Source organism: Nannocystis pusilla, from assembly GCF_020073745.1.
Taxonomy (GTDB): domain Bacteria; phylum Myxococcota_A; class Polyangia; order Nannocystales; family Nannocystaceae; genus Nannocystis; species Nannocystis radixulma.
Map to the genome: position 1 here is coordinate 1 of NZ_JAIRAU010000004.1, position 21,293 is coordinate 21,293.

The 21,293-nt window shown below is 72.9% G+C and carries 19 protein-coding genes; 10 read left to right on the plus strand and 9 right to left on the minus strand.

The genetic code is table 11. The features are described 5' to 3' along the window. Positions 1-47: 47 nt before the first annotated feature. The gene (locus K7C98_RS07765) at positions 48-2,633 is read left to right on the plus strand and encodes an ATP-binding cassette domain-containing protein (protein WP_224190934.1); all 2,586 of its coding nucleotides are present in this window, start codon (positions 48-50) and stop codon (positions 2,631-2,633) included. Between the two features lie 249 nt (positions 2,634-2,882). Then, on the plus strand, positions 2,883-3,299 hold the full coding sequence (locus K7C98_RS07770) for a hypothetical protein (RefSeq protein ID WP_224190935.1): 417 nt from the start codon (positions 2,883-2,885) through the stop codon (positions 3,297-3,299). Positions 3,300-3,439: 140 nt separating this feature from the next. On the opposite strand, the gene K7C98_RS07775 is transcribed toward K7C98_RS07770, so the two are convergent. The 4 genes from K7C98_RS07775 to K7C98_RS07790 all read right to left on the minus strand — a co-directional run bounded on the left by K7C98_RS07775 (position 3,440) and on the right by K7C98_RS07790 (position 6,010). Next, positions 3,440-3,994, minus strand: a complete 555-nt coding sequence (locus tag K7C98_RS07775) for a TetR/AcrR family transcriptional regulator (RefSeq protein ID WP_224190936.1) — start codon at positions 3,992-3,994, stop codon at positions 3,440-3,442. A gap of 46 nt (positions 3,995-4,040) precedes the next feature. Then, a complete protein-coding gene (locus tag K7C98_RS07780; RefSeq protein WP_224190937.1) occupies positions 4,041-5,015 on the minus strand; it encodes an HTTM domain-containing protein in 975 nt (324 codons plus the stop codon). Then, positions 5,012-5,536, minus strand: a complete 525-nt coding sequence (locus K7C98_RS07785; RefSeq protein ID WP_224190938.1) for a hypothetical protein — start codon at positions 5,534-5,536, stop codon at positions 5,012-5,014. The genes K7C98_RS07780 and K7C98_RS07785 overlap by 4 nt, the downstream gene beginning before the upstream one ends. A 78-nt stretch (positions 5,537-5,614) precedes the next feature. Beyond that, positions 5,615-6,010, minus strand: a complete 396-nt coding sequence (locus K7C98_RS07790) for a hypothetical protein (protein ID WP_224190939.1) — start codon at positions 6,008-6,010, stop codon at positions 5,615-5,617. Positions 6,011-6,315: 305 nt separating this feature from the next. Here K7C98_RS07790 and K7C98_RS07795 point away from each other — a divergent pair, with 305 nt between their 5' ends. Further along, entirely contained in the window at positions 6,316-7,695 is a 1,380-nt protein-coding gene (locus K7C98_RS07795; protein WP_224190940.1) for an HTTM domain-containing protein, read from the plus strand. A gap of 113 nt (positions 7,696-7,808) precedes the next feature. Continuing rightward, positions 7,809-8,636 carry a metal-dependent hydrolase gene (locus K7C98_RS07800; protein ID WP_224190941.1) on the plus strand — a complete coding sequence of 276 codons (828 nt, stop codon included), beginning with the start codon at positions 7,809-7,811 and terminating at the stop codon, positions 8,634-8,636. A 48-nt stretch (positions 8,637-8,684) separates the two neighbouring features. Here K7C98_RS07800 and yedA read toward each other — a convergent pair whose 3' ends face one another. Further along, positions 8,685-9,647 carry a drug/metabolite exporter YedA gene (gene yedA / locus K7C98_RS07805; RefSeq protein ID WP_224190942.1) on the minus strand — a complete coding sequence of 321 codons (963 nt, stop codon included), beginning with the start codon at positions 9,645-9,647 and terminating at the stop codon, positions 8,685-8,687. A 150-nt stretch (positions 9,648-9,797) separates the two neighbouring features. Here yedA and K7C98_RS07810 point away from each other — a divergent pair, with 150 nt between their 5' ends. Beyond that, positions 9,798-11,243, plus strand: a complete 1,446-nt coding sequence (locus K7C98_RS07810) for a PLP-dependent aminotransferase family protein (protein WP_224190943.1) — start codon at positions 9,798-9,800, stop codon at positions 11,241-11,243. A gap of 45 nt (positions 11,244-11,288) precedes the next feature. Here K7C98_RS07810 and K7C98_RS07815 read toward each other — a convergent pair whose 3' ends face one another. Next, the gene (locus K7C98_RS07815) at positions 11,289-12,221 is read right to left on the minus strand and encodes a WD40 repeat domain-containing protein (RefSeq protein ID WP_224190944.1); all 933 of its coding nucleotides are present in this window, start codon (positions 12,219-12,221) and stop codon (positions 11,289-11,291) included. Positions 12,222-12,259: 38 nt separating this feature from the next. Beyond that, positions 12,260-13,972, minus strand: a complete 1,713-nt coding sequence (locus K7C98_RS07820; protein WP_224190945.1) for an acyl-CoA dehydrogenase family protein — start codon at positions 13,970-13,972, stop codon at positions 12,260-12,262. A gap of 314 nt (positions 13,973-14,286) precedes the next feature. Between K7C98_RS07820 and K7C98_RS07825 the strand changes: the two genes are divergently transcribed. The 4 genes from K7C98_RS07825 (at position 14,287) to K7C98_RS07840 (ending at position 17,039) form a co-directional block, all read left to right on the plus strand. Continuing rightward, positions 14,287-15,012 carry a hypothetical protein gene (locus K7C98_RS07825; RefSeq protein ID WP_224190946.1) on the plus strand — a complete coding sequence of 242 codons (726 nt, stop codon included), beginning with the start codon at positions 14,287-14,289 and terminating at the stop codon, positions 15,010-15,012. A gap of 49 nt (positions 15,013-15,061) precedes the next feature. Next, positions 15,062-15,862 (plus strand): class I SAM-dependent methyltransferase, encoded by an 801-nt coding sequence (locus tag K7C98_RS07830; protein ID WP_224190947.1) that lies wholly within the window; start codon positions 15,062-15,064, stop codon positions 15,860-15,862. 441 nt (positions 15,863-16,303) lie between these two features. Next, entirely contained in the window at positions 16,304-16,747 is a 444-nt protein-coding gene (locus tag K7C98_RS07835; RefSeq protein ID WP_224190948.1) for a DUF2383 domain-containing protein, read from the plus strand. An 82-nt stretch (positions 16,748-16,829) separates the two neighbouring features. Then, the gene (locus tag K7C98_RS07840) at positions 16,830-17,039 is read left to right on the plus strand and encodes a hypothetical protein (protein WP_224190949.1); all 210 of its coding nucleotides are present in this window, start codon (positions 16,830-16,832) and stop codon (positions 17,037-17,039) included. 92 nt (positions 17,040-17,131) lie between these two features. Here the strand turns inward: K7C98_RS07840 and K7C98_RS07845 are convergent, their stop codons facing one another. Beyond that, positions 17,132-17,869 (minus strand): TerB family tellurite resistance protein, encoded by a 738-nt coding sequence (locus K7C98_RS07845; protein WP_224190950.1) that lies wholly within the window; start codon positions 17,867-17,869, stop codon positions 17,132-17,134. A 276-nt stretch (positions 17,870-18,145) separates the two neighbouring features. On the opposite strand from K7C98_RS07845, the gene K7C98_RS07850 reads away from it, so the two are divergent. Further along, complete coding sequence (locus K7C98_RS07850) at positions 18,146-18,934, plus strand: hypothetical protein (protein ID WP_224190951.1); 789 nt, start codon at positions 18,146-18,148, stop codon at positions 18,932-18,934. A gap of 63 nt (positions 18,935-18,997) precedes the next feature. Here K7C98_RS07850 and K7C98_RS07855 read toward each other — a convergent pair whose 3' ends face one another. Next, complete coding sequence (locus K7C98_RS07855; protein WP_224190952.1) at positions 18,998-21,202, minus strand: OPT family oligopeptide transporter; 2,205 nt, start codon at positions 21,200-21,202, stop codon at positions 18,998-19,000. Between the last annotated feature and the right edge of the window lie 91 nt (positions 21,203-21,293).

The window sequence follows — 21,293 nt, forward strand, 5'->3', positions numbered from 1 at the left end:
TTTGACATTTACGGATCCTGGCTGGATCCTGCGAAGACAAGGCCTGCTTGGACCTGACGCCCGACAGCGATGACCCGCCGCCGGAAGTGACCTGGGCCGTGCGGCTGCAAGCGTCGCGGCTCGTGGTGCGCGAGCCGAACAAGCGCGAGGTGCCGTACCCGCTCGACGGCAAGGCGTTCCGCCTCGGTCGCGCGGAGGACAACCGCATCATCGTCAAGGCCGAGTTCGTCGCGGCGCACCAGCTGCGCTTCGAGCCGACGGGCGTCGGCGACGGCTACCGCGTGCGCGACCTCGGCGGCCCGTGCAGCTTGATGTTCAACGGGCACCAGGTGCCGGAGCACGAGCTGCGCCACGGCGACGTGCTGCGGGTCGGCGACCCGTACACCGGCAGCTTCGTCACGATCACCTACCAGCGGCTGGCGCGGACGCTGGCGCCGAGCGACGACCAGCAGGTGCCGCGCTGCCGCCTCGACCTGCCCGAGGTGACGATCGGCCGCGAGGGCTGCGAGCTGACGCTGGCCAGCCTGCTGGTGTCGCGGCGGCACGCGACGGTGCGGGCGTTGCCGGAGGGGCACGAGGTCCGCGACCTCAACAGCGCCAACGGCACCTTCGTCAACGGCGAGCGGGTCCAGCAGAGCAAGCGGCTGGCGCGCGGCGACATCATTCAGGTGGGGCCGTTCAAGCTGGTGTACGACGGGCGCTCGCTCGATTCGTACGACCACCGCGGGGCGATCGAGCTCAAGGCGCGGCGGCTGATGCGGGTGGTCGGGGGCGGCAAGGTGATCCTCGACCGCGTGTCGCTGGCGATCCAGCCGCGCGAGTTCGTGGCGATCGTCGGCGGCTCGGGGGCGGGCAAGTCGACGCTGCTCGGCGCGCTGTCGGGCTTCAGCCGGGCCAGCGAGGGCGACGTGCTGGTCAACGGCGACGACTACTACGCCAACTTCGCCGCCTACCGCGGCTCGATCGGCTACGTCCCGCAGAGCGACATCCTCCACCAGACGCTCACGGTCGACGAGGCGCTGCGCTTCACGGCCCAGCTGCGCCTGCCCGAAGATACAGGTGACGCCGAGATCGCGGCGCGGGTCGAGCGGGTGCTGGCCGACGTCGACATCGAGGACCGCCGCACCACCCGCATCAGCGAGCTGTCGGGCGGCCAGCGCAAGCGGGTCTCGATCGCGGCCGAGCTGCTGGCCGACCCGAGCCTGTTCTTCCTCGACGAGCCGACCTCGGGCCTCGACCCGGGCCTCGAGAAGCGGCTGATGTACACGCTGCGCCGCCTGGCCGACGGCGGGCGCACGATCGTGATGGTCACCCACGCGACGGCCAACATCCACCAGTGCGACCACATCGCCTTCATGGCCGACGGGCGGCTGGTGTGGTTCGGGCCGCCGGCCGACGCGCTGCAGCACTTCGGGGTGCGCAGCGGCGACTTCGCCGACATCTACACCAAGGTCGACGGCGACGCGCACGAGTCGCATCCGCTGGTCCAGGGCGAGCTGCGCACCGAGTACGGCCGCTGGCGCGAGGCCCACGAGCGCGGCGAGCCGTCGCTGGCGGAGCTGTGGGAGCTGCGGTACCGCCGCTCGGACGCGCGGACGCGCTACATCGTCGAGCGCCTGGCCGGAGGGACACGTGCGCCCGCGGTCAAGCCGAGCAAGCTGACGACGTCGCAGCAGAACCGCTCGGCGACGTCGCTCACGTCGATGCGGGTCGGGGCGGTGACGCCGGAGGACCGGCCGGAGCCGGCGCGGGTGTCGGCGTGGCAGCAGTGGCTGATCCTGGTGCGGCGCAACATCCGGCTGCTGGCGGTCGACCGGCGCAACCTGGTGACCTTGCTGCTGCAGGCGCCGATCATCGGCGCGATCCTCGTGTTGGTCGCCCGCCCGACGGCGCTGCAGGACCTGCAGAGCTCGCACGGGCGGCTGGTGCTGTTCCTCGTCGCGCTGGTGGCGGTGTGGTGCGGGATCCTGTGTTCGGCGCGCGAGCTGACCAAGGAGCGGGCGATCTACCGCCGCGAGCGGCTGGCGAACCTGCGGATCGGGCCGTACCTGCTGGCGAAGTTCGTGGTGCTGGCGGCGATCTGCCTCGTGCAGTCGGTGGTGCTGCTGTCGGTGCTGGCGATCAAGGTCGACTTCTCGGCCGCGGTCACGACCTTCACGGCGACCGGGCCGGTGGCGGTGGTCCGCGGCGTGGCCGGGCTGGGGTTCTTCGGCGCGCTGCTGGTCACCACGTTCTTGAGCTCGTTGTCGGGGCTCGGCATGGGCCTGTTGCTGTCGAGCACCTCGTCGACGTCGGACCGGGCGATGAGCGTGGTGCCGCTGGTGCTGGTGCCGCAGCTGCTGCTGGCGCTGGCGCTGGTGTCGCTGCCGGCCGGGCTCGCGCCGCTGTCGTACGTCACGAGCGCGCGCTGGGCGATGGAGGCGTTCGGGTCGCTGACGCACCTGCAGCCGCCGCGGGACTTCGCCGCGTGCACGATCCCCGGAAACCCCCTCAGCTGCCCGATCTACCCGACCGTCGACTACGACCCGTCGACGGCGCACGTGGTCGAGGTCTGGGGCGTGCTGCTGGCGTACACGGCGCTGTGCGTCGCCGTCGCGGCGGTGGTGCTGGCGCGGCGCGACCGCGAGCGCTGACGCGGGGCGGGCCGCGCGGCTCAATGCGCGGACTCGCTCTTTTCATCATAGATGTCCTTTAGGACATATCATCATACTGTCGACCGTCCGCTGAGAGGCGGCGCGGGCGGCCCGCCACGGCGATATTTCGCGGCAGAGGCCGCTCGACGGATCCGGCGACCAGGCTCATGGTTCGACTGTCTGCCGCAATGCACGCGGCGGCGCCCATGATTCGTGGGTTGGATCGAATAGCGAGAGGAGACAGGTGTCATGTTGTTCTTCAATGCACTGACCTGGCTGCAGGCCGGTCTGTTCGCCGTGGCGGCCGTGGCCGCGCCGGAGCAGCCGGTGGAGGAGCTCGCGGACGACGTCGCGGCCGCGGAGGGCGAGCTCGTGACGGACGAGCTCGAATTCACCGACGCGGTCGACCCGAGCGAGCGCGCGCGCTGGGAGTGTTACGACGACTGGGACGAGCACAACCGCGGCTACTGCCTGGCCCGTTGCGACGACGATTGGCGCTACAAGGCGGTGACCAAGAAGATCCGCATCCGCGGCAACCGCGACTACTGCCAGCGGCGCGCCCGCAAGCACTGCAAGCGCCAAGGCGACCGCCTCGAGAAGTGGTGCTTCGGCGAGCGTGACTGGGACGACGACGACGACGACAACCACCACAACAACCACCACTGACACCACGAGCGTCGCGCTCGCCCGGCCGGTCCGGCCGCGGGCTCTCGCCTGCGCCGGGCCGGCGTATGCGTGCTCATGGCATGAAGAAGCGTCGCGCGACGTCGCGAAGGCCTGCCCCGCGCGACTGCCTGGACAGGCGCCTAGGCGGCGACTTCGGGCGGGGCGGCGTCGACGGCCATGAGCGTGGCGAGCAGCAGCTGCGCCAGCAGGTCGCGCAGCTCCTCGCGCGGGAGGTCGCGGCGGGCCAGCCAGTCGAGGCTCGAGCCCTCGACGAAGCCGACCCACCCGCGCAGGGCCAGGCGCACGCGCGGGGTCATGTCGGCGAGGCCGAGGCGGCCGGCCAGGCGGGCGACGAAGCGGGCGCGCGTGTCCTCGACGATCGCCGCGACCTCGGCGTCGTGGCCGACGCCGCTGCGCATCAGCGCGACGTAGGCGCTGGCGTGCTCCTCGGCGAACAGCAGGTACTGGTCGAGCGCGGCGAGCAGCGCCTCGGGGTCGGGGCCGTCGCCGGCGGGGTCGGTGCGGGCGAGCAGCGACTCGGCGGCGCTGCGCACGGTCGCGGCGTAGAACTCGCGCTTGCTCGAGAAGTAGTGATAGAGGAGCCCCTTCGAGATGCCGGCGGCGCCGGCGATGTCGTCGATGGACAGCTCGTCGTAGCTGCGCTCGCTGAACAACCTCAGGCCCAGCTCGACCAACTGGGCCCGACGTTCGTCGACTTGCAGGCGCGCGCGTTCGCGTGCCTCATCGGGTTCGTTGCGGCGGGGCGCCCTGGCCACGGTTCACGGTACCCGAAGTCGCGGCCGGCGAGGGCAAGAAGTCACGGCCGTGCGAACTTGTCACAGCGGGCTCCGCGCTGACGCCGAACATGGCCACGGTCAGCACGATCATCACCGCCGCGAACACGTGGAGGCCCATGAATACCCCGATGCCGGCGTGCATGGCCGCCACCGCCGCCACCCACAGCCGGCGGGTGCGCGCCGGCCAGATGAACACCGCGTAGCCGATTTCGATGACGAGCACCAGCCACCCCGCGACCGCCGCCAGCCACGGGACGTGGGCGAGCCAGGTGAAGTCGAACAGCTCGTAGCCCTGCGACACGAGCGAGCGCCAGATCGCCTCGCCGTCGCGCCACTGCTCGCCGCTCGCCTTCTCGACGCCGGACAACAGGTAGGCGATGCAGAGGTGGATCTGCATCACGCGGATCGCCAGGCGGTTGCTGTCGCGCGGGACGTCGCGGGCCCGACCGGCCCGGTGGTCGAGCGACAGGAAGGCGCCGCCGGGCGCGACGGTGGCGTAGAACAGGAAGATGTTGGCGAAGTCGTCGGCGCCGTAGTTGGTGGCCGGGGCCAGGCGCATGAACGCGAAGTGCAGCAGCCAGGCGACGCCGGCGCTGACGCGGGTGCGCCAGCCGAGCAGCATGCCGATCAGCGCGGCGACGTAGACGAACGCGAGGACGGCCAGGATCTGCGACTCGTACGGCGAGGCCAGCAGCTCGCCGAGCGACGGCAAGTGACTCGAGTCGAACGTGTCCTTCAGCGGGCCGCGCAGCAGGCCGCGGTGGTGGTAGAGCGCGTGGAACAGCGGGGCGACCTGCACCGCCTGGGCCAGCAGCACGGCCGCGAGTCCGATCCGCAGGGCGACCAGCGGGGCCGCGCGCGCCGGGGCGAACAAGAACGTATCGACCGCGCGGGCGACGGCGTCGACGCGGGGGTTCACGGCGCACCTCCTTGCCCGCCGCGGGCGGGGCGGACGACGCGGGCGCGGTACACCGAGCGCCAGCGGGGCGCCGCGCCGCGCCGCAGGGCGGCCATCGACGGGGTGCGGCGGAAGCCCATGTCGACGGTCACGCTGGCGGCCTGCGGGTGGCGGGCGAACAGGGTCGCGGCCCACGACGCGGCCAGGCGCGCGCGTATGCGGTCGTCGCTGCGGCGGTGGTCGAACACCTCGAGGAGGTCCTCGACGCGGATGTCGGCCTCGCGGGTGATGCCCGGCGGGAGGCTGTCGACGATCGCGCGGCCGTCGACGTCGACGAGCGTGAACGCGGCGGTCGGCGGGCTGGCGACCTTGGGGGCGAAGAAGCCGTAGCCGGTGTCGGCCCCGGTCAGCGCGCTGTAGTAGGTCAGGACCCTGCCGAGCGCCCCGGTCTCCCACAGGCAGATGTCGAGCCCACCGGTCACGACGAGCACGAGGTGGCCGAGAGCGGCCGCGAGCAGCATGGTTCGGCTTCGGGGGGACATGGGTGCACTCTCCGGCGAGACGCGGCCGGCCGCGCCCGCGCGAGGCGGGTCCGCGGTCGGCCGTGCGGGCGCGGTCGATCAGTAGCGGCCGTGGCCGTCGTCGTGGCGTCCGTGGTGGCGGCCGTGACCGTCGTCGTGGCGTCCGTGGTGGCGGCCGTGACCGTCGTCGTCGTGGTGGCGACGGCCATGACGGTGGTGACGGCGACGGCGACGGCCGTGGTCGTCGTCGTCGTCGCGGCGGCGGCGGACCTCGTCGTCGGTGGCCTCCTCGCCGTCGGCCGTCAGGTCGGTCAGCGCGTCGACCTCGCCGTCGACCTGCCCGGCCTCGGGCGTCTCCTCGTCCTCGACCGCCTCGACGGCCAGGTCCTCGTCCTCGATCTGCTCGGCCTCGTCACACGCCGACGTGATGAACGCGGTGGCGAGCGCGAAGATCGACGTATGAATCCAGGTGTACTCGTTCACTCTCATTCGCATGACACTCCTCCTCCCCATGCCCCACTGACGAGTGGCACAGACGGATACGCGTCTATGCGTCGGGTGCCGTGGGCCATCAAGCGGGCTCGATCGCAAACGTAATGGCCTGTAATGGCCGAGCGGGCGCGGCGGCCCCGGGCGGGGTGGCCGCTCGCTCGTACTCCTATGATTTGCGGCCGCTGCGGATCCGCGTGGCGACCCCGCCGATTCGCCGCGGTGTCGGCTCCGTAGCGGCCGCGCGCGCGGGCGTGCGGACCTGCGACGACCGGCCCTGCACGCGCGCCGATCGGCGCTATGCCGGCGCCATGGTCACGTCCGCTGCGCCCTCCGTCGCCCCGCGCGCCTCACTCGCGCGCCGGCTGTTCGCCACCGTCGACATCGCCTCGCTCGTCTGCTTCCGCGTGCTGTTCGGCCTGCTCATGTTCATCGAGGTGTGGCGCGACCTGCCGGAGATCGCCGACGTGTACATCGAGCCGGAGTTCCACTTCACGTTCCACGGCCTCGCGTGGGTGCGGCCGCTGCCGGGCGACGGCATGTACGTGGTGTTCGGCGTGCTCGGCCTGGCGGCGCTGTGCGTGACGATCGGCCTGTGCTACCGCGCCGCCGCGCCGGTGTTCTTCCTCGGCATCTCGTACGTGTTCCTGCTCGAGCAGGGCGTCTATCTCAATCACATCTACCTCATCGCGCTGATCAGCTTCCTGATGATCTTCGTGCCGGCCCACCGCGCCGGCTCGGTCGACGCCTGGCTGCGGCCGCGGCTGCACGACCCGACGGCCCCGGCGTGGGCGCTGTGGCTGGTGCGGGCGCAGATCGGGATCCCGTACTTCTACGCCGGGCTGGCCAAGCTGAACCCCGACTGGCTGCGCGGCGAGCCGATGCGCATGTGGCTGCGCGAGCGCGACGACCTGCCGCTCGTCGGGCCCCTGCTGCGCGAGTGGTGGGCGCCGTACTTCTTCAGCTACGGCGGTCTGGTGTTCGACCTGCTGGTGGTGCCGGCGCTGCTGTGGCGGCGGACCCGGGCGTGGGCGTTCGCGCTGGCGCTGTGCTTCCACCTGATCAACACGGCGGTGTTCTCGATCGGCATCTTCCCGTGGGTGATGATGGCGGCCACCACGATCTTCTTCGAGCCCGACTGGCCGCGGCGCCTGCGGAACCGCGCGGCCGCGCTGGTCGGCGCGCCGCCCTGGCCGGCCCCGCTCCCGGCGGCCCCGCCGGCGCGGCTGCGACGCTCGCAGCGGGCGCTGCTCACGGGCCTCGGGGTCTACGTCGCCTGGCAGCTGCTGTTCCCGCTGCGCCACTGGCTGTACCCCGGCGACGTCGCCTGGACCGAGGAGGGCCACAAGTTCGCCTGGCGCATGAAGCTGCGCGACAAGGACGGTTACGTCCGCTTCTACGCCACCGACCCCGAGCGCGGCGAGACGTGGAAGATCGAGACGCGCGGGCGGCTCACCGGGTGGCAGCGCGAGGAGATGAGCGGGCGGCCGGAGATGATCCTGCAGTTCGCCCACTACCTCGCCGACGACCTGCGACGCCGCGGTCACCCGGCGATCGAGATCCGCGCGGTCGCCCTCGTCGCGCTCAACGGGCGCGCGCCGCAGATGCTGATCGACCCGACCGTCGACCTGGCGCGCGTCGAGCCGTCGCTGCGGCCGAGCCCGTGGATCCTCCACGACCTCGCCGACTGAGCGCGGTTCCGCGCTCCCGCCTGCGAGGCCTGACGGCGCCCGTCACAGGGGGCGTTTGGGGTTATTGACTTGAGTTCAATAGGCGGTAGGCTGGTCGAGACAGGAGGACCCCGATGCAACACGCCCCCGCCGACCTCGGACCGATCAAGCCGCGCACCATGGACTTCGACCTCGAGGACATGCCGCGCTACTGGATGGCCGGGCTGCCGGTGTCGACAGCCATCGGCAACGCGCTCCACCTGATCTTCCCGATGGGCGAGCGCTTCTTCGTCCGCGCGGTCCGCCACTACATGGGCGAGATCGACGACCCCGAGCTGCGCGAGCAGATCCGCGGCTTCTTCGGCCAGGAGGGCCGCCACGCCCACGAGCACGAGCGGGTGTTCGAGACGCTGCGGCAGCAGGGCTACGACATCGACACGTTCCTGCGCATCTACAAGAAGGTGGCGTTCGACACGATCGAGCGCATCAGCCCGCCGGCGCTGCGGCTGTCGGTGACGGCGGCGCTCGAGCACTACACGGCGATCATGGCCGAGGGGGCGCTGGCGCATCAGGGGACGCTCGAGATGGTGCACCCGAAGATGCAGCGGCTGCTCCGCTGGCACGCGGCCGAGGAGATCGAGCACAAGGCGGTGGCCTTCGACGTGCTGAAGTCGGTGCGCCCGAGCTACGCGCTGCGGATGGCCGGGATGGCGCTCGCGACCGTCCTGCTCGGCGCGTTCTGGGTCGCGGGCGCGACGATGCTGCTCCGCCAGGAGAAGGGCCTCGGGCTGCGCGAGGCCGCCAGGCAGCTGCGCGCCACCCAGCAGCGCGAGCCGATCGTCCGCCGGGTGTTCCTCCGCGGGCTGCGCGAGTACCTGCGCCCGAGCTTCCACCCGTGGGACAACAACAACCTCGAGCTGGCCCGCCGCAGCTTCCAGCAGCTGGCGGAAGAGGCTGCGTGATCGCGGCGACCGGGGCATGTCCTTGAGGACATGCCTTTGGGGCCATGCTCAGCGCCTGGCGCCGAGGCCGATGACGACCACGCCGGACAGGATGACCGCGGCGGCCAGCCAGGTGAGCGGCCCGACGGCCTCGCCCGCCAGGGCGGCGCCGAGGACGATGGCGACCACCGGGTTGACGTAGGCGTAGCTGTTGGCGACGGCGGGGCGGGTGCGGCGCAGCAGGTAGCCGTAGGCGGTGAAGCCGATCAGCGAGCCGCTGACCACCAGGTGCAGCGCGGCCAGCATCGACCTGACCGAAGGGACAGCCGTCATCGACTCGCCGAGGACGACCGCGAGCGCGCCCATCATCAGGCCGCCGGCCAGCATCTGGGTGGCCGCGCCCATCGGCCCGGCCGGCAGGGGGCGCGAGCGGCCGAGCACGACGCCGAGAGCCCAGCACACCGGCGCGAGCAGGACGAGCAAGGCCCCGGCGCCGGCCGCGGCGAGCTCGCCGCCGAGCTGCAGGACGGCGACGCCGGCGAAGCCGAGGCCGAGGCCCAGCCACTCGCGGCGGGTCGGCGGCTGGCCGGCCGCGCGCCCGAACAGGGCCGCCCACAACGGCATGGTGCCGACCACCAGCGCGACCAGGCCCGAGCTGACCCACTGGGCTCCGAGCACGACGAAGCCGTTGCCGGCGACGAACAGCAGCGCGCCGGTGAGGAACGAGGTCCGCCACTCGGCGGCGCTCGGCCGCGGCGCGCCGAGCATGCGCAGCGCCGCGTAGAGGCCGCCGCCGGCGAGCAGGAAGCGCAGCGCCCCGAGCGTGAACGGCGGGATCGTCTCGATGGCGACGCGGATCGCCAGGTAGGTCGAGCCCCACAGGAAGTACACCGCGAGCAAGGCCGCGACGATCATCAGGGGCGGCCGCGCCCGCGCCGGGGCCTCGCGGGCCGGACGCGCCACGGACGCGGCGGCCCGGTCCCAGGCGATCCGCACGGGCGGGGCGATCCAGACGCCGGAGGTGGAAGCCATGGCCAGAGCATGGGCCGGCGACCCCGACCGTAACAGATTCAGAAAGTGCACAATGTGACCAGTACAGTTGCCGCTGGCTGCAAACTGTGGCGGTCGCGCGGGAGGCCGGCTGTGCTGGTCGTACCTGCCGCGTCGGGGTAGGCTGGTGTCGTGGACGCGCAGGCGTTGCTCTACGAACGAGTGGCCGCACACGTGGCCGCGTTGATCGAGCGCGGCGCGCTGCGCCCGGGCGACCGCGTGCCGTCGGTGCGGCGGCTGTCGCAGCAGCAGGGCGTGAGCGTGTCGACGGTGATCCAGGCGTACCAGCACCTCGAGGGCTCGGGGCTGATCGAGGCGCGGCCGCAGTCGGGCCACTACGTGCGCCGGCGCGGGGCGGCGCTGCCCGAGCCGCGAGCGCCGCGGACGTCGACGACGCCGTCGAAGGTGTCGGTGGCGAGCCTGGTGGCCAAGGTCTACGGCGCCGCTCGTGACCCGCACATCGTGCCGTTCGGCGCGGCGACCCCGAGCCCGGAGCTGCTGCCGACCGACCGGCTCAACGCGACGCTGGCGCGGATCGCCCGCGCGTCCGGGGCCGTCGGCGTGGCCTACGACCCGCCCCCGGGCTGCCCCGCGCTGCGGCGGCAGATCGCCCGCCGCGCGGTCGAACGCGGCTGCGCCATCGCGGCCGACGACGTCGTGACCACCGTCGGCGCGATGGAGGCGCTCGGGCTGTGCCTGCGCGCGGTGGCCCAGCCGGGCGACACGGTGGCGATCGAGAGCCCGCTGTACTTCGGCCTGTTGCAGCTGATCGAGAGCCTGCGGATCCGCGCGCTCGAGATCCCGTGCCAGCCGGGCAGCGGGATCGACCTCGACGCGCTCGAGGAGGCGCTCGCGGCCCACAAGATCAAGGCGGTGCTGACGCTGCCGGTGATCAGCCAGCCGCTCGGGGCGTCGATGAGCGACGCGGCCAAGCAGCGGCTGGTCGAGATGCTGGCTCGCCGCGAGATCCCCCTGATCGAGGACGACATCTACGGCGAGCTGTACTTCGGCCCGGCGATGCCGCGCCCGGCCAAGGCGTTCGACGAGGCGGGGCTGGTGATGCTGTGCTCGTCGTTCACCAAGACGCTGGCGCCCGGCTACCGCGTCGGCTACGCGGTGCCGGGCCGCTTCCGCGACCAGGTCGAACAGCTCAAGTTCGCCAACAGCGTGGCCACGCCGACGCTGCCGCAGCTGGCGATCGCCGACTTCGTCGAGAACGGCGGCTACGAGCACCACCTGCGGGCGATGCGGCGCAAGCTGGCGGCCCAGGTCGAGCAGGTCAGCGCCGCGATCGCCGAGCACTTCCCTGCCGGCACCCGCGTGTCGCGCCCGGCCGGCGGCTTCGTGCTGTGGGTCGAGCTGCCGCCCGGGACCTCGGCGCTCGAGCTGCACGCGCGCGCGCTGGCCCACAGCATCAGCATCGCCCCCGGGCCGATCTTCTCGGCCAAGCCGCGGTTCGCCAACTGCATCCGCATGAGCTGCGGCTACCCGTGGTCCGACCTGCTGGCCCACGCGGTGCGCACCCTGGGCAGGCTGGCCCGCGGGGTCGCCGAGCGGCCGGGTCCGGAGCTGTCCTGAGGGTCATGTTCTCAAGGGCATGCCGAGAAGGGCATGCTCTATAGGTCATGTCCGGGCGAACATGTACAGGGTGCTCGGGGCGGTCCGCGCGGCGACGGCCAGGCGGGCGCCGCCGGGCGAGAGGGCGACGGCGGTGCTGGTGGCGCGGCCGTCCCAGCGGAACGTGAACGGCTCGCCGTCGCCGCTCAGGGCCGCCGCGGTGACGCGCAGCCGCGAGTCGGCGTCGCGGCCGGTGACGGCGACGTGGCTGCCGTCGGGCGCGACGGCGAGGTCCTCGGGGAAGCGCTCGCCCCACAGCCCGCGGCGGCCGAGCGGGCGCGCCGCGAAGCCGCCCCACTCGAGCAGCACCAGGTCGTTGAACTCGTCGCTCACCGCGATCAAACCGCGCGGGGCCACGCGCACGGGGCTGTAGACGAACACGGCGGGCAGCGGCCGCTCCGCGGTCGGCTGCAGGTTCGACCCGGCCGGGTCGAGGTCGATCGTCTGCAGCAGCAGCGGGCGGGACACGCGGCTCGTGAACCACAGCTGGGCGCCGTCGGGGCGAAAGCCGAGGTCGACGAGCGCGCTGGCCCGCACGGTCGCCCGCCGGGTCGGCTCGGGGTCGCCGACGTACCACAGCTCGAGCGCGTCGAGGTGCTTGTGGGTCGCCAGCCAGCGGCCGTCCGGGCTCACGGCCAGGCGCGTGAGGCCCTTCTTGTCGCCCTCGATCGACAGCGCCGGCTTGCCGGGCCCGGCCTCGCCGAGGGTGTAGCGCTGGACGGTCTTGCCGGCGACGATCAGCGACCCGTCGTCGGTGAACGCGAGGTCGTGGCGGATGAAGCGCGGGGCGGGCAGCGGCGCGAGGTCGCGGCTCCGCAGCAGCCGCACGCTGTCCTTCTTGTCGCTCGTGACCAGCGCGAGCCGCTCGCCGGCGGCGTCGAACCGCAGCTGGGCGATCGCCGTGTCGGTGGGCAGCTCGCGCTCGAGTCGATAGGTCATGCCGGCGCTCTCGTCGTGGTCAGCGAGTGAGCTGTCCTTCAGGACAGGGGCGTGCGGACCCACGCGCGCGCCCCCGGGCGCGCGGCGGCGCGGACGGCCACGAGGTCGCGCTCGACCTCGGACATGTCCGCCGGGACAGGCAGGTCGGCGGCCGCGGCGACGGCGAGCAGGCGGGCGCGGGCGCGCAGGCCGAGGCCGGCGAGGGCGCCGACGAGGATGTCCCGAGAGACAGCCTGTTCTTCGGGCAAGGCGGGCGCGCCGACGGCGGCGCGCCGCGGCGGGTCGGCCAGCTCGACGACTGCGAACGCGCACTCGAGCCAGGCGAGGGCCTCGGCGAGGGCGAAGCGGACGCCCTGGTCGTTCCACGCCCTGTGGCCGCGGAGGCCGCGGCCGAGGGCGACGACGGCGTCGGCGAGGGCGACGAAGGCGGTGAAGCCGACGCCGCCGTCGATCGCCTCGAGGGCCTTCGCGTGGGTCGGGAGGTCGAGGTGGCGCACCGGGGCGCGGGCGTCGCCGAGCGCGGCGAGCGGGCGCGCGGGCGCGGCGAACATCGCGGCCAGGCGCGGCAGCGTCGGCTCGACGTCGTCGCGGGCCTTGACGATCTGCGGCAGGCGCAGGCTGAGATCGTTCAGCATCAGGTGGCTGGTGCCGTCGAACACGCCGTAGAGGGTGACGTCGCGGACGAACCGCTCGTACGGCTGCTCGGCCAGGAGCGCGCGGCTCGAGACGACCCGCCGGCCCTGCTCGACCGCCTCCTCGGCGAGGGCGCAGCAGGCCAGCTTCGCCGCGGCGGTGTAGACGGCGGCGCCGATGCCCATGGCGTTGGCAGCCACCGCCGCCTTGACGGCCATGGCGGCGGTGACGAGGTCGAGCTCGGCGTGGGCGACCAGGTGATCGGCGATCGCGTCGAGGCCGACGATCGGCGCGCCGTAGACGTCGCGGGTGTGGGCGTACTCGCGGGCCAGGGCCAGGGCCCCGGAGGCGCAGCCGGACGCGAGCCCGCTGATGCCCCCGCGCGACAGGGTGAGGGTGCGCTGGACCAGGCTGAAGCCGTCGCCGAGCTTGCCGACGAGGCTGTCCTCGGGGACATGTGTGCCGTGGAACCGGACGCCGGCGATGTCGGCGGCGCGCGCGGGCAGGGTCGACCAGCGCGGCAGGGCCTCGACGCTGTCGTCGCGGTCGACGCAGAACACCGAGAAGTCGCCGAACGCGACCGCGCCGCCGCGAGCGGTGCGCATCAGCGCGACGAGGACGTCGTGGCGGGTGGCGCCGTTGATGAGGTGCTTCTCGCCGCTGAGGCGATAGCCGCCGTCGGCGTGCGGCGCGGCGCTGGCCTCGTTGCGCAGCAGGTTCGAGCCGTGGTCGAGCTCGGTCAGCAGCATCGCCGCGAACGCGCCGTCGTCGATCTTCCGGAACACGCGGCGGCGCAGCTCGGGCGCGGCGCCGAGGTGCACGGGCAGCAGCGCGAGCGCGTTGACGCCGAGGGTGATCGCCAGCGAGCCGTCGACCGCCGCGGCGATGGCGTTGAGGCCGCAGAGGTGGAACACCTCGGCCTCGCTGGTGAACAGGCGCGCGACGCCGATGCGGCGCAGCTGCGCGACGACCTCGGCCGGGTAGGTGCCGGCGCGCTGGCCCTCGTGCAGCGCCGCCCGGGTCTCGGGCGCGGCCAGCAGCTCGGCGACGCCGGCGAGGACGGGGTGACGCGTGACGTCGACGGGGCAGAGGCGGGTCCAGACGGGCAGGCCGGGCACGCGCGGAGCTTCGCACGTCCGCGCCCGGGCGGGGCAGCAGCGGGCGTGAGACCACGCGGGCGAGCGCGGCGCGATGCGGGCGAACGCGCCGCGTCGGCGCGGCTTCGGCGGCGAACGTGATGCGTCCGGCCGACGCGGATGCGCCGGGCTCGACGACCGGGTGAGCCAGGGATCGCGGACGGTCACATCTGTCCTCGAGTGGCGATCTCTCGGCCCGGGAATGCCGCGGCCGGCCCGGGCGTTGCCGCGGCGTGCGCGTGCTCGCCCGTCATTCGCCCCGGTTCGGCTGCGTCATCGTCGCTGTCGCTTCGGTCATGTCGTCTGGGACAGGTTGTCGCGCCGACGCCGAGCCTGCCGCCGCGGCGGCCGGCGCCGCGGCGAGCCCGGCCCCGGCGGCCGAATTCGCGGCGACGCTCGCCGCCGTCGCGGCCGAGCGGGCGCGGCTCGCTGCGCGCTACGCGAGGGCCGGCGACGAGGCGACGCGCGCGGCCGTCCGCGCCGAGGCGCGCACGTACTTCCGCACCACGGTGGTGCGCGAGGTGTTCCCGGCCTGGCTGGGCATGCCGTGGGGCCTCGGCAAGAACAGCACCGCCGACCGCCCGCACGCGCCGGGCATGACCGTCGCGTGCGGCTACTTCGTCGCGGCGGTGCTCGAGAACGCCGGCCTCGCCCTGTCGAGCCGCTACAAGTACGCGCAGGCGCCGGCGCTGCAGGTGCAGAAGGCGCTCGCGCCGGCGGCCGCCGACCTGCACCGCTACTTCAGCGTCCCGGGCGAGACGCTCGCGGCCGAGATCGCCGGCCTCGGCGACGGCCTCTACATCATCGGCCTCGCCAATCACATCGGCTTCGTCGTGGTCGACGGCGGCGACGTCCGCCTGGTCCATGCTTCTTATACCGGCGCGCGGGTGGTGACCGACGAGCCGCTGGTGTCGGCGCAGGCGATCGCCGACTCGCGGCCGAAGGGCTACTTCGTCACCCCGGTGATGCACGACGACCGCCTCGCCGATCTGTGGCTGCGCGGCGCCGCGGTGCCGCTGTGAAGCGCCGAAAAATCGGCGCCGCGGGCCCGCGGTGCTAGCGTGCGCGGCGATGCTCCGCAGCCTCGCCGCGCTCCTCCTCCTCGCGCTGTCCGCCTGTCGCCCGGCGGCCGAGCCGGCCGTGGTCGCCGCACCCGAGGTCGACGCCGGGCTCGACGAGGCGGCCATCCGCGCGATCGTCGAGGACCCGGCCCGCCCGACCGCGGAGCGCGAGCTCGACCCGGGGCGCAAACCCGCCGACCTGCTGCGGTTCCTCGCCCTGCGCCCGGGCATGCGGCTCGCCGACCTCGGCGCCGCCGGCGGCTACACGACCTTCTTGCTGGCGCGCGCCGTCGGGCCCGACGGGGTGGTCTACGCGCAGAACAACAAGTTCGTGACCGAGCGGTTCTTGGAGCCGGCCTGGACCGAGCGCCTGAGGTCGCCGGAGCTGCGCAACGTGGTCCGCGTCGACCGCGAGTTCGACGACCCGCTGCCGCCCGAGGCCGTCGAGCTCGACGGCGTGATCAACGTGCTCTTCTATCACGACACCTACTGGATGGGCACCGACCGCGCGCGCATGAACCGGGCGATCTTCGCGGCGCTCAGGCCCGGCGGCTTCTACGTGCTCGTCGACCACAGCGCGCGGGCGGGGGCCGGCGCGAGCGAGGCCGAGTCGCTCCACCGCGTCGAGGAGTCGATCGTGGTCGACGAGGTGCTACAGGCGGGCTTCGAGCGCGCGGGGTCGGCGGAATTTCTCCGCAACCCGGACGACCCGCGCGACTGGAACGCGGCGCCGCCGGCCGCGGCGGCGGCGGGGAAGCGCGGCACGGCGGACCGATTCATCCTGAAGTTCGTCAAGCCCGCAGGTCTCTGAGCCGGCCAGCCGCGCGCGCGGCCCGTGGATCCGCATCCAGGTCTGGCCCCAGGCCCGCTCGACCTCGCGGTCGTGCAGCCGGTCGCGCCGGCGCTCGAGCGCCTCGCCCAGCGGCGCCACCAGCAAGAGCGGCAGCAGGAGCATGGCCACGAGCGCCTCCATCTCTCCAGTGTGACGCCGGCGCGGCCGCCCGGCCACTCGTCGGCGTCACACGCCCGCCGCGGCGCGCCCACGCGCGCGTGCGGGCGCGAGCGACATGGCTACAAGAACATGTATGAACGAGCATGCTCGAAGAGTCATATGCCGGCCCGCGCCAGCCGCTCCCGGTACGGCCGCGGCCGCTGGCCGCGCAGGGGGCGCAGCGGCGGCGGCTTGACAGGTCGGTGTCGTCGGTCACGGTTGCGTTCGGAGGACGCGCCCATGGCACTATCCAAGCCACTCATGGACTCGCTGGTGTCGCAATACCGCGGCGAGTTGTCCGCGATCGAAGCATACGACCGCGCGCTGCAGAAGTTCAGCGGTCAACCGGAGGAGAACGCGCTGCTCCAGCTGCGCGACGAGCACCGCGCCGCGGTGCGCCGGCTCGGGGCGCTCATCCGCAACCACGGCGGCGTCGAGCCCGAGGGCTCGGGCGTGTGGGGCTCGCTGGCGACCGGGATCGAGCGCCTGGCGTCGATCGTCAACGACGAGGTCCCGCTGCGCGTGCTGCACCGCGGCGAGGTGGTCGGCTACGAGGGCTACGCCAAGCTGCTCGCCGATCCGCTGCTGTCGCCCGACGTCGTGCAGGAGCTCCAGGCCTTGCTCGACCAGTCGCAGAACCACCTGGCCCGGCTCGAGACGATGCTGCAAGAGCTGCCGGCCGCGCCGAATCGGCCGATGATCTGAGCCCGCGGCTCGACGGCGGGCGGCGCCCGGTCCAGCGTGAGTGCATGCACTCACGCTGGATCGAGCGTACTGCCGTGCCCTCGTGCCGCTGGCCCTGCTGCAGAAAGCCGACCTCGGCGGGCACGGTGAGGCGACTGCCGCGCCTGGCCCTACCCGAGCGACGGCCCGCCACGAGGACTGCGACCCGGGCCTGGTGTGCGGCGCCCACCGCGGCGAGGGCTACGGGATCTGCCAGTGCCCCGGGCTCGTCCGCAAGGACGTCGCGCCGCCGCAGCGCTGCTTCCGGCAGTGAGCGGAGCGGATGCCCCAAGGGACAGGACGAGCGCAACCCCTGCACGCGCGGCTCGAATGTCCCGGAGGACATGTTCCGAGTGATACTCGACCTCAGTCGAGGATCACGCGCGCGACGTCTTCGGGGACGGCCATGCGCGCGGTGAGGGCGAGGAACAGCTGGCGGCCGGGGCCGACCTGGTTGCTGCCGCGGATCAGGCGGGCGATCTCCTCGAGCGCCTGGCCGCGGCGGGCCGGCTCGGCGAGCAGCAGGGCGCCGCCGAGCTCGTCGATCGTCGGCGCCTGATCGAGCAGGCGCATGGCCCGGCTGCGGCGCGCCTCGCTGAGCGGCAGGCGGGCCAGCAGGGCCTGAAATTCGCCGCGACCCTGGTCGTCGATCGGCTGCATCGGCTCGCGCGCCGCGTCGGCGCGGCGGTGCAGCAGCAGCGCCGCGAACGCGGCCACGTACTGCGCCAGCTCGCCGGCCTCCGCCGTCCAGGTCCTGCGCCACGTCGCCAGCTGCTCGCGGCCGACCCCGAACAGCTCGCCGAGTCGCGCGAGCACCTCGACCTCCTCGCTGCTGCCCTCGCCGTCGACCAGCGCGATCGACCAGGCCGCACGCAAGATCTGCGAGGCCCGCTCGGCCGGGGGTCGCGGCAGTCCGCGCGTGTACTCCCACAGCGCCCCCGCGTCGGCGAGGCGATCGATCCACAGGTCTTGCTCCTCGGCGGCCAGCTGGGCGTCGACCAGCGCGAGGATCCGGCTCGCCTCGCCGCCCTTGAGCACGCCGTCGGCCAGCGCGACGAGGCCGGCCGAGGTCAGAGTCCACGCTTGTTCGTCGGTGAGCGCCACGCGCACACGGTAGCCAGCTTCGCCTGCACCGTCACGCGGGAAACGGCAGCGGGCGCGCGAGCGACCCAACATCTTATCACGGCTCCCGCTCCCGCCGGAAGCTCTTTTGTGAGCGCGGCGGAAGTGCGCGCGACGCGGAGCCTGGCGCCCCGGGCTCCGGCGCCGACGACAGGAGACGCGTGGAGACTGCCGGTGACGGGAGGGGACTTGTGGGGACTGGGGGAGGTGGCTTATGATGGGGCTAACTTTTTCGAGGTGAGAGCGAGGGAAGCCAGCATGGACAGCAGGCAGCGGACCCGGCACGAGATCAGTCGCGACGTACGATGCACCGCCACGGGGTTTGCCCACGAACTCGTCAAGGCCGCGGTCGCGTCGCTCGAGCGCTCGGCGCTCGGCGACAGCGACCCCGACGTCGCGCGGCTCTTCGACGAGGTCGACGCGCTCGTGCACCGCTTCCGCAGCCATCACCGCGAGCTGAGCAACGCGCGGGTGCTGCGTCGCGGCACCCGGCTGGCGCGCGCGCCCGAGCCCGGGCTGCCCGAGGCGGCGCAGCCGTTCTCGTACGTCGGCGCGTACTTCGGGGCCTACAGCGACTTCGACGCGTTCGCCCGCGGCGCGCTCGGCTTCACCGGCAACCTGCACCCGCGCACCGACATGACCGCGATCGGCCTCGACATGCACCTGCAGCGCCACTTCTGGACCGTCGAGCGCCAGGGCACCCTGTACGCCTTCCGCCTCGACGACGACGAGGGCGGCGAGGCCGACACCGAGCGCCAGGCCGAGCACGTGCGCCGGATGCTGCGCGCCCGCTTCGGCGACGACGGCGTCGCCGAGGCGATGCCGATCTACGCCGGCCGGTTCCGCAGCATCACCGAGTTCGTCCGCAACTTCCTGTGGAAGCTGCCCTTTCCGACCTGGCTCTTGATTCATGTCGACGTGACCACCCTCGGCTACGAGTGGAGCGTCGACCGCTCGATCTTCACCCTGTCGGCGGGCGAGGGCGGGATGCACGTGTTCGTCCGCCGCGACCCGCTGTCACACTGGCGCTATCGCCTGCCGGTGTGACGGCGCGGCGCGAGACGACCGCGGTCTCGAAGGACATGTTCACAAGAACATGTCCTTTGCACCTCATCGCCGCGCGACGAGCACGAGGAAGAAGATCAGCACGCCGAACGGCACCAGCGAGGCGAGGTCGCCGAGCTCGGCGCCGGCCTCGCCGAAGTTGATCGCGTGCTGGACCGACGGGGCCAGCGCGAGCAGGGCCAGGCCGATGCCCGCGATCGCGCCGCCGGCGATGAGGCCGCTCGACATCAGCACGCCGGGGCTCGACTCGGCCTCGAGCTCGCTCTCGCTGGCGAGGCCGGCGGCGGCGCGCTGGCGCTGGCGGGCGCGGTCGGCGAAGTGACGCACGAGGCCGCCGATGAAGATCGGCGCGCTGGCGGACAGCGGGAGGTACACGCCGACGGCGAACGGCAGCGCGCTGACGCTGGCGAGCTCGAGGGTGACCGCGATCATGACGCCGAGGATGACGAGCACCCACGGCAGCTGCTGGGTCAGGATGCCGTCGGTGATGAGCGCCATCAGGCTGGCCTTGGGCGCGTCGTACTTGACCACGGGGGTGCCGTCGTCGCGCCGCTTGATCCTGCCGTTGATGCCGGGGTCGACGAGGTACTTGATCTTGCCGGCCTCGTCGACCAGGTACTTGCCGGCCGGGATGCCGTCGCGCGGCTTGGGCAGCTGCAGCACGCGGTAGCTGGCCGAGTCGCTCAGCGCCTCGGGGCCGCGCAGCGGCTCGGGCGGGCCGAGCGGGACGTCGGCGGGCGCGAGCACGCCGACAGCCTCGTGCTCGAGGGTGAAGACCGTGCTGGCGTTGTTGAGCAGCAAGAGGGTGAAGCCGATCACCAGCGCCGAGGTGGCCGAGCCGACGATCATGGCGATCTGCTGCCGCCGCGGGGTGGCGCCGATCAGCGCGCCGGTCTTGAGCGACTGGGCCGTGGTGCCGCCGACGCTGGCGGCGACGCAGACGACGCCGGCGATGGTGAGCGCGCCGAGGCGGTGCTCGGGCCCGACCCAGTCGGCGGCGAGGAAGATCAGGCAGGTGAGCAGCAGGGTCGCCACCGTCATGCCGGAGATCGGGTTCGACGACGAGCCGATCTCGCCGGTGAGCCGGCCCGACACCGTGACGAACAGGAAGGCGAACAGGGCCATCAGCAGCGCGCCGAGGAAGCCGACCGGGAAGAACGGCGACAGACTGATCGCGGTGATCACCCCGAGCGCGCCGAGCAGGACGACCTTCATCGACAGCTCGCGCTCGGTGCGGAGCACCGCCGCCTGTCCCTTGTCACCTTGCAAGGAGGACAGGCCGGCGCGCAGCGACGAGACGATGGTCGGCAGCGAGCGCCCCATGCTGATGATGCCGCCGGCCGCGACCGCGCCGGCGCCGATGTAGAGCACGTAGGCGTTGCGGATGTCGTCGATGCTCATCGCCGCGATCGGCTTGGTGCCGGGGAACACCAGCGCCTCGGGGCCGGCGCTGCCGAAGAACTTGATCATCGGGATCAGCACCAGGTACGACAGCACGCCGCCGCCGAGCATGATCCCGCCGACGCGCAGGCCGACGATGTAGCCGACCCCGAGCAGCTCCGGCGAGATCTCGGCCCCCACCGAGCCGCCCGGCAGCACGCCCGGTTCGTGGGTGGTGAGCGCGCCGTTCGGCGTGACCACCGTCTTCGCGCCGCCCGAGACCCACGTCGGCACCTCCTTCCACAGGTGCGCGCCGGCCATCGCCAGCTTGTAGAACAGGCCGACGAAGAAGCCGGTGAACACGGTGCGGGCGGTGGCTCCGCCGCGCTCGCCGACCTTGAGCACCTCGGCGCAGGCGGTGCCCTCGGGGAACGCCAGCGCCTTGTCGGCCATCATCGGCCGGCGCATCGGCGAGAACAGCAGCACGCCGAGGACGCTGCCGAGGATCGCCACCAGCATGACGCGGCCGACGTCCATGTCGTAGCCGAGGATCATCAGCGCCGGCATGGTGACGCCGACGCCGAACGCGATCGACTCGCCGGCCGAGCCGGCCGTCTGCACGGTGTTGTTCTCGAGGATGGTGGCGCGCCGGGTCCTCAGCGCGCTGCTGAGCGCGCGCAGGACGGTGATCGCGAGCACCGCGACGGGGATCGAGGCGGAGACGGTGAGGCCGACCTTGAGGGTGAGGTAGATCGACGAGGCGCCGAAGATGACCCCGAGGATCACGCCGAGCACCAGAGGCCCGCGCGTCAGCTCGGGCGGGTCGCGGTCGGGCGGGACGGGGATCGGGAGCGCTTCGCCGGCGGACACGCGGGCACGGTAACCGATCCGCGCAAACCGGTCACGCACGCGGCCGTGAGCGGGCGCAGCGCGACCCGAGCTTCGCGCTCGCCACGAGCGT

Excerpts from the sequence above, each read along its gene's own strand:
- K7C98_RS07770 (WP_224190935.1), top strand. The coding sequence starts at position 2,883 with ATGTTGTTCTTCAATGCACTGACCTGGCTGCAGGCCGGTCTGTTCGCC.
- K7C98_RS07785 (WP_224190938.1), bottom strand. The coding sequence starts at position 5,536 with ATGTCCCCCCGAAGCCGAACCATGCTGCTCGCGGCCGCTCTCGGCCAC.
- K7C98_RS07790 (WP_224190939.1), bottom strand. The coding sequence starts at position 6,010 with ATGCGAATGAGAGTGAACGAGTACACCTGGATTCATACGTCGATCTTC.
- K7C98_RS07795 (WP_224190940.1), top strand. The coding sequence starts at position 6,316 with ATGGTCACGTCCGCTGCGCCCTCCGTCGCCCCGCGCGCCTCACTCGCG.
- K7C98_RS07800 (WP_224190941.1), top strand. The coding sequence starts at position 7,809 with ATGCAACACGCCCCCGCCGACCTCGGACCGATCAAGCCGCGCACCATG.
- yedA (WP_224190942.1), bottom strand. The coding sequence starts at position 9,647 with ATGGCTTCCACCTCCGGCGTCTGGATCGCCCCGCCCGTGCGGATCGCC.
- K7C98_RS07815 (WP_224190944.1), bottom strand. The coding sequence starts at position 12,221 with ATGACCTATCGACTCGAGCGCGAGCTGCCCACCGACACGGCGATCGCC.
- K7C98_RS07825 (WP_224190946.1), top strand. The coding sequence starts at position 14,287 with ATGTCGTCTGGGACAGGTTGTCGCGCCGACGCCGAGCCTGCCGCCGCG.
- K7C98_RS07830 (WP_224190947.1), top strand. The coding sequence starts at position 15,062 with ATGCTCCGCAGCCTCGCCGCGCTCCTCCTCCTCGCGCTGTCCGCCTGT.
- K7C98_RS07835 (WP_224190948.1), top strand. The coding sequence starts at position 16,304 with ATGGACTCGCTGGTGTCGCAATACCGCGGCGAGTTGTCCGCGATCGAA.
- K7C98_RS07850 (WP_224190951.1), top strand. The coding sequence starts at position 18,146 with ATGGACAGCAGGCAGCGGACCCGGCACGAGATCAGTCGCGACGTACGA.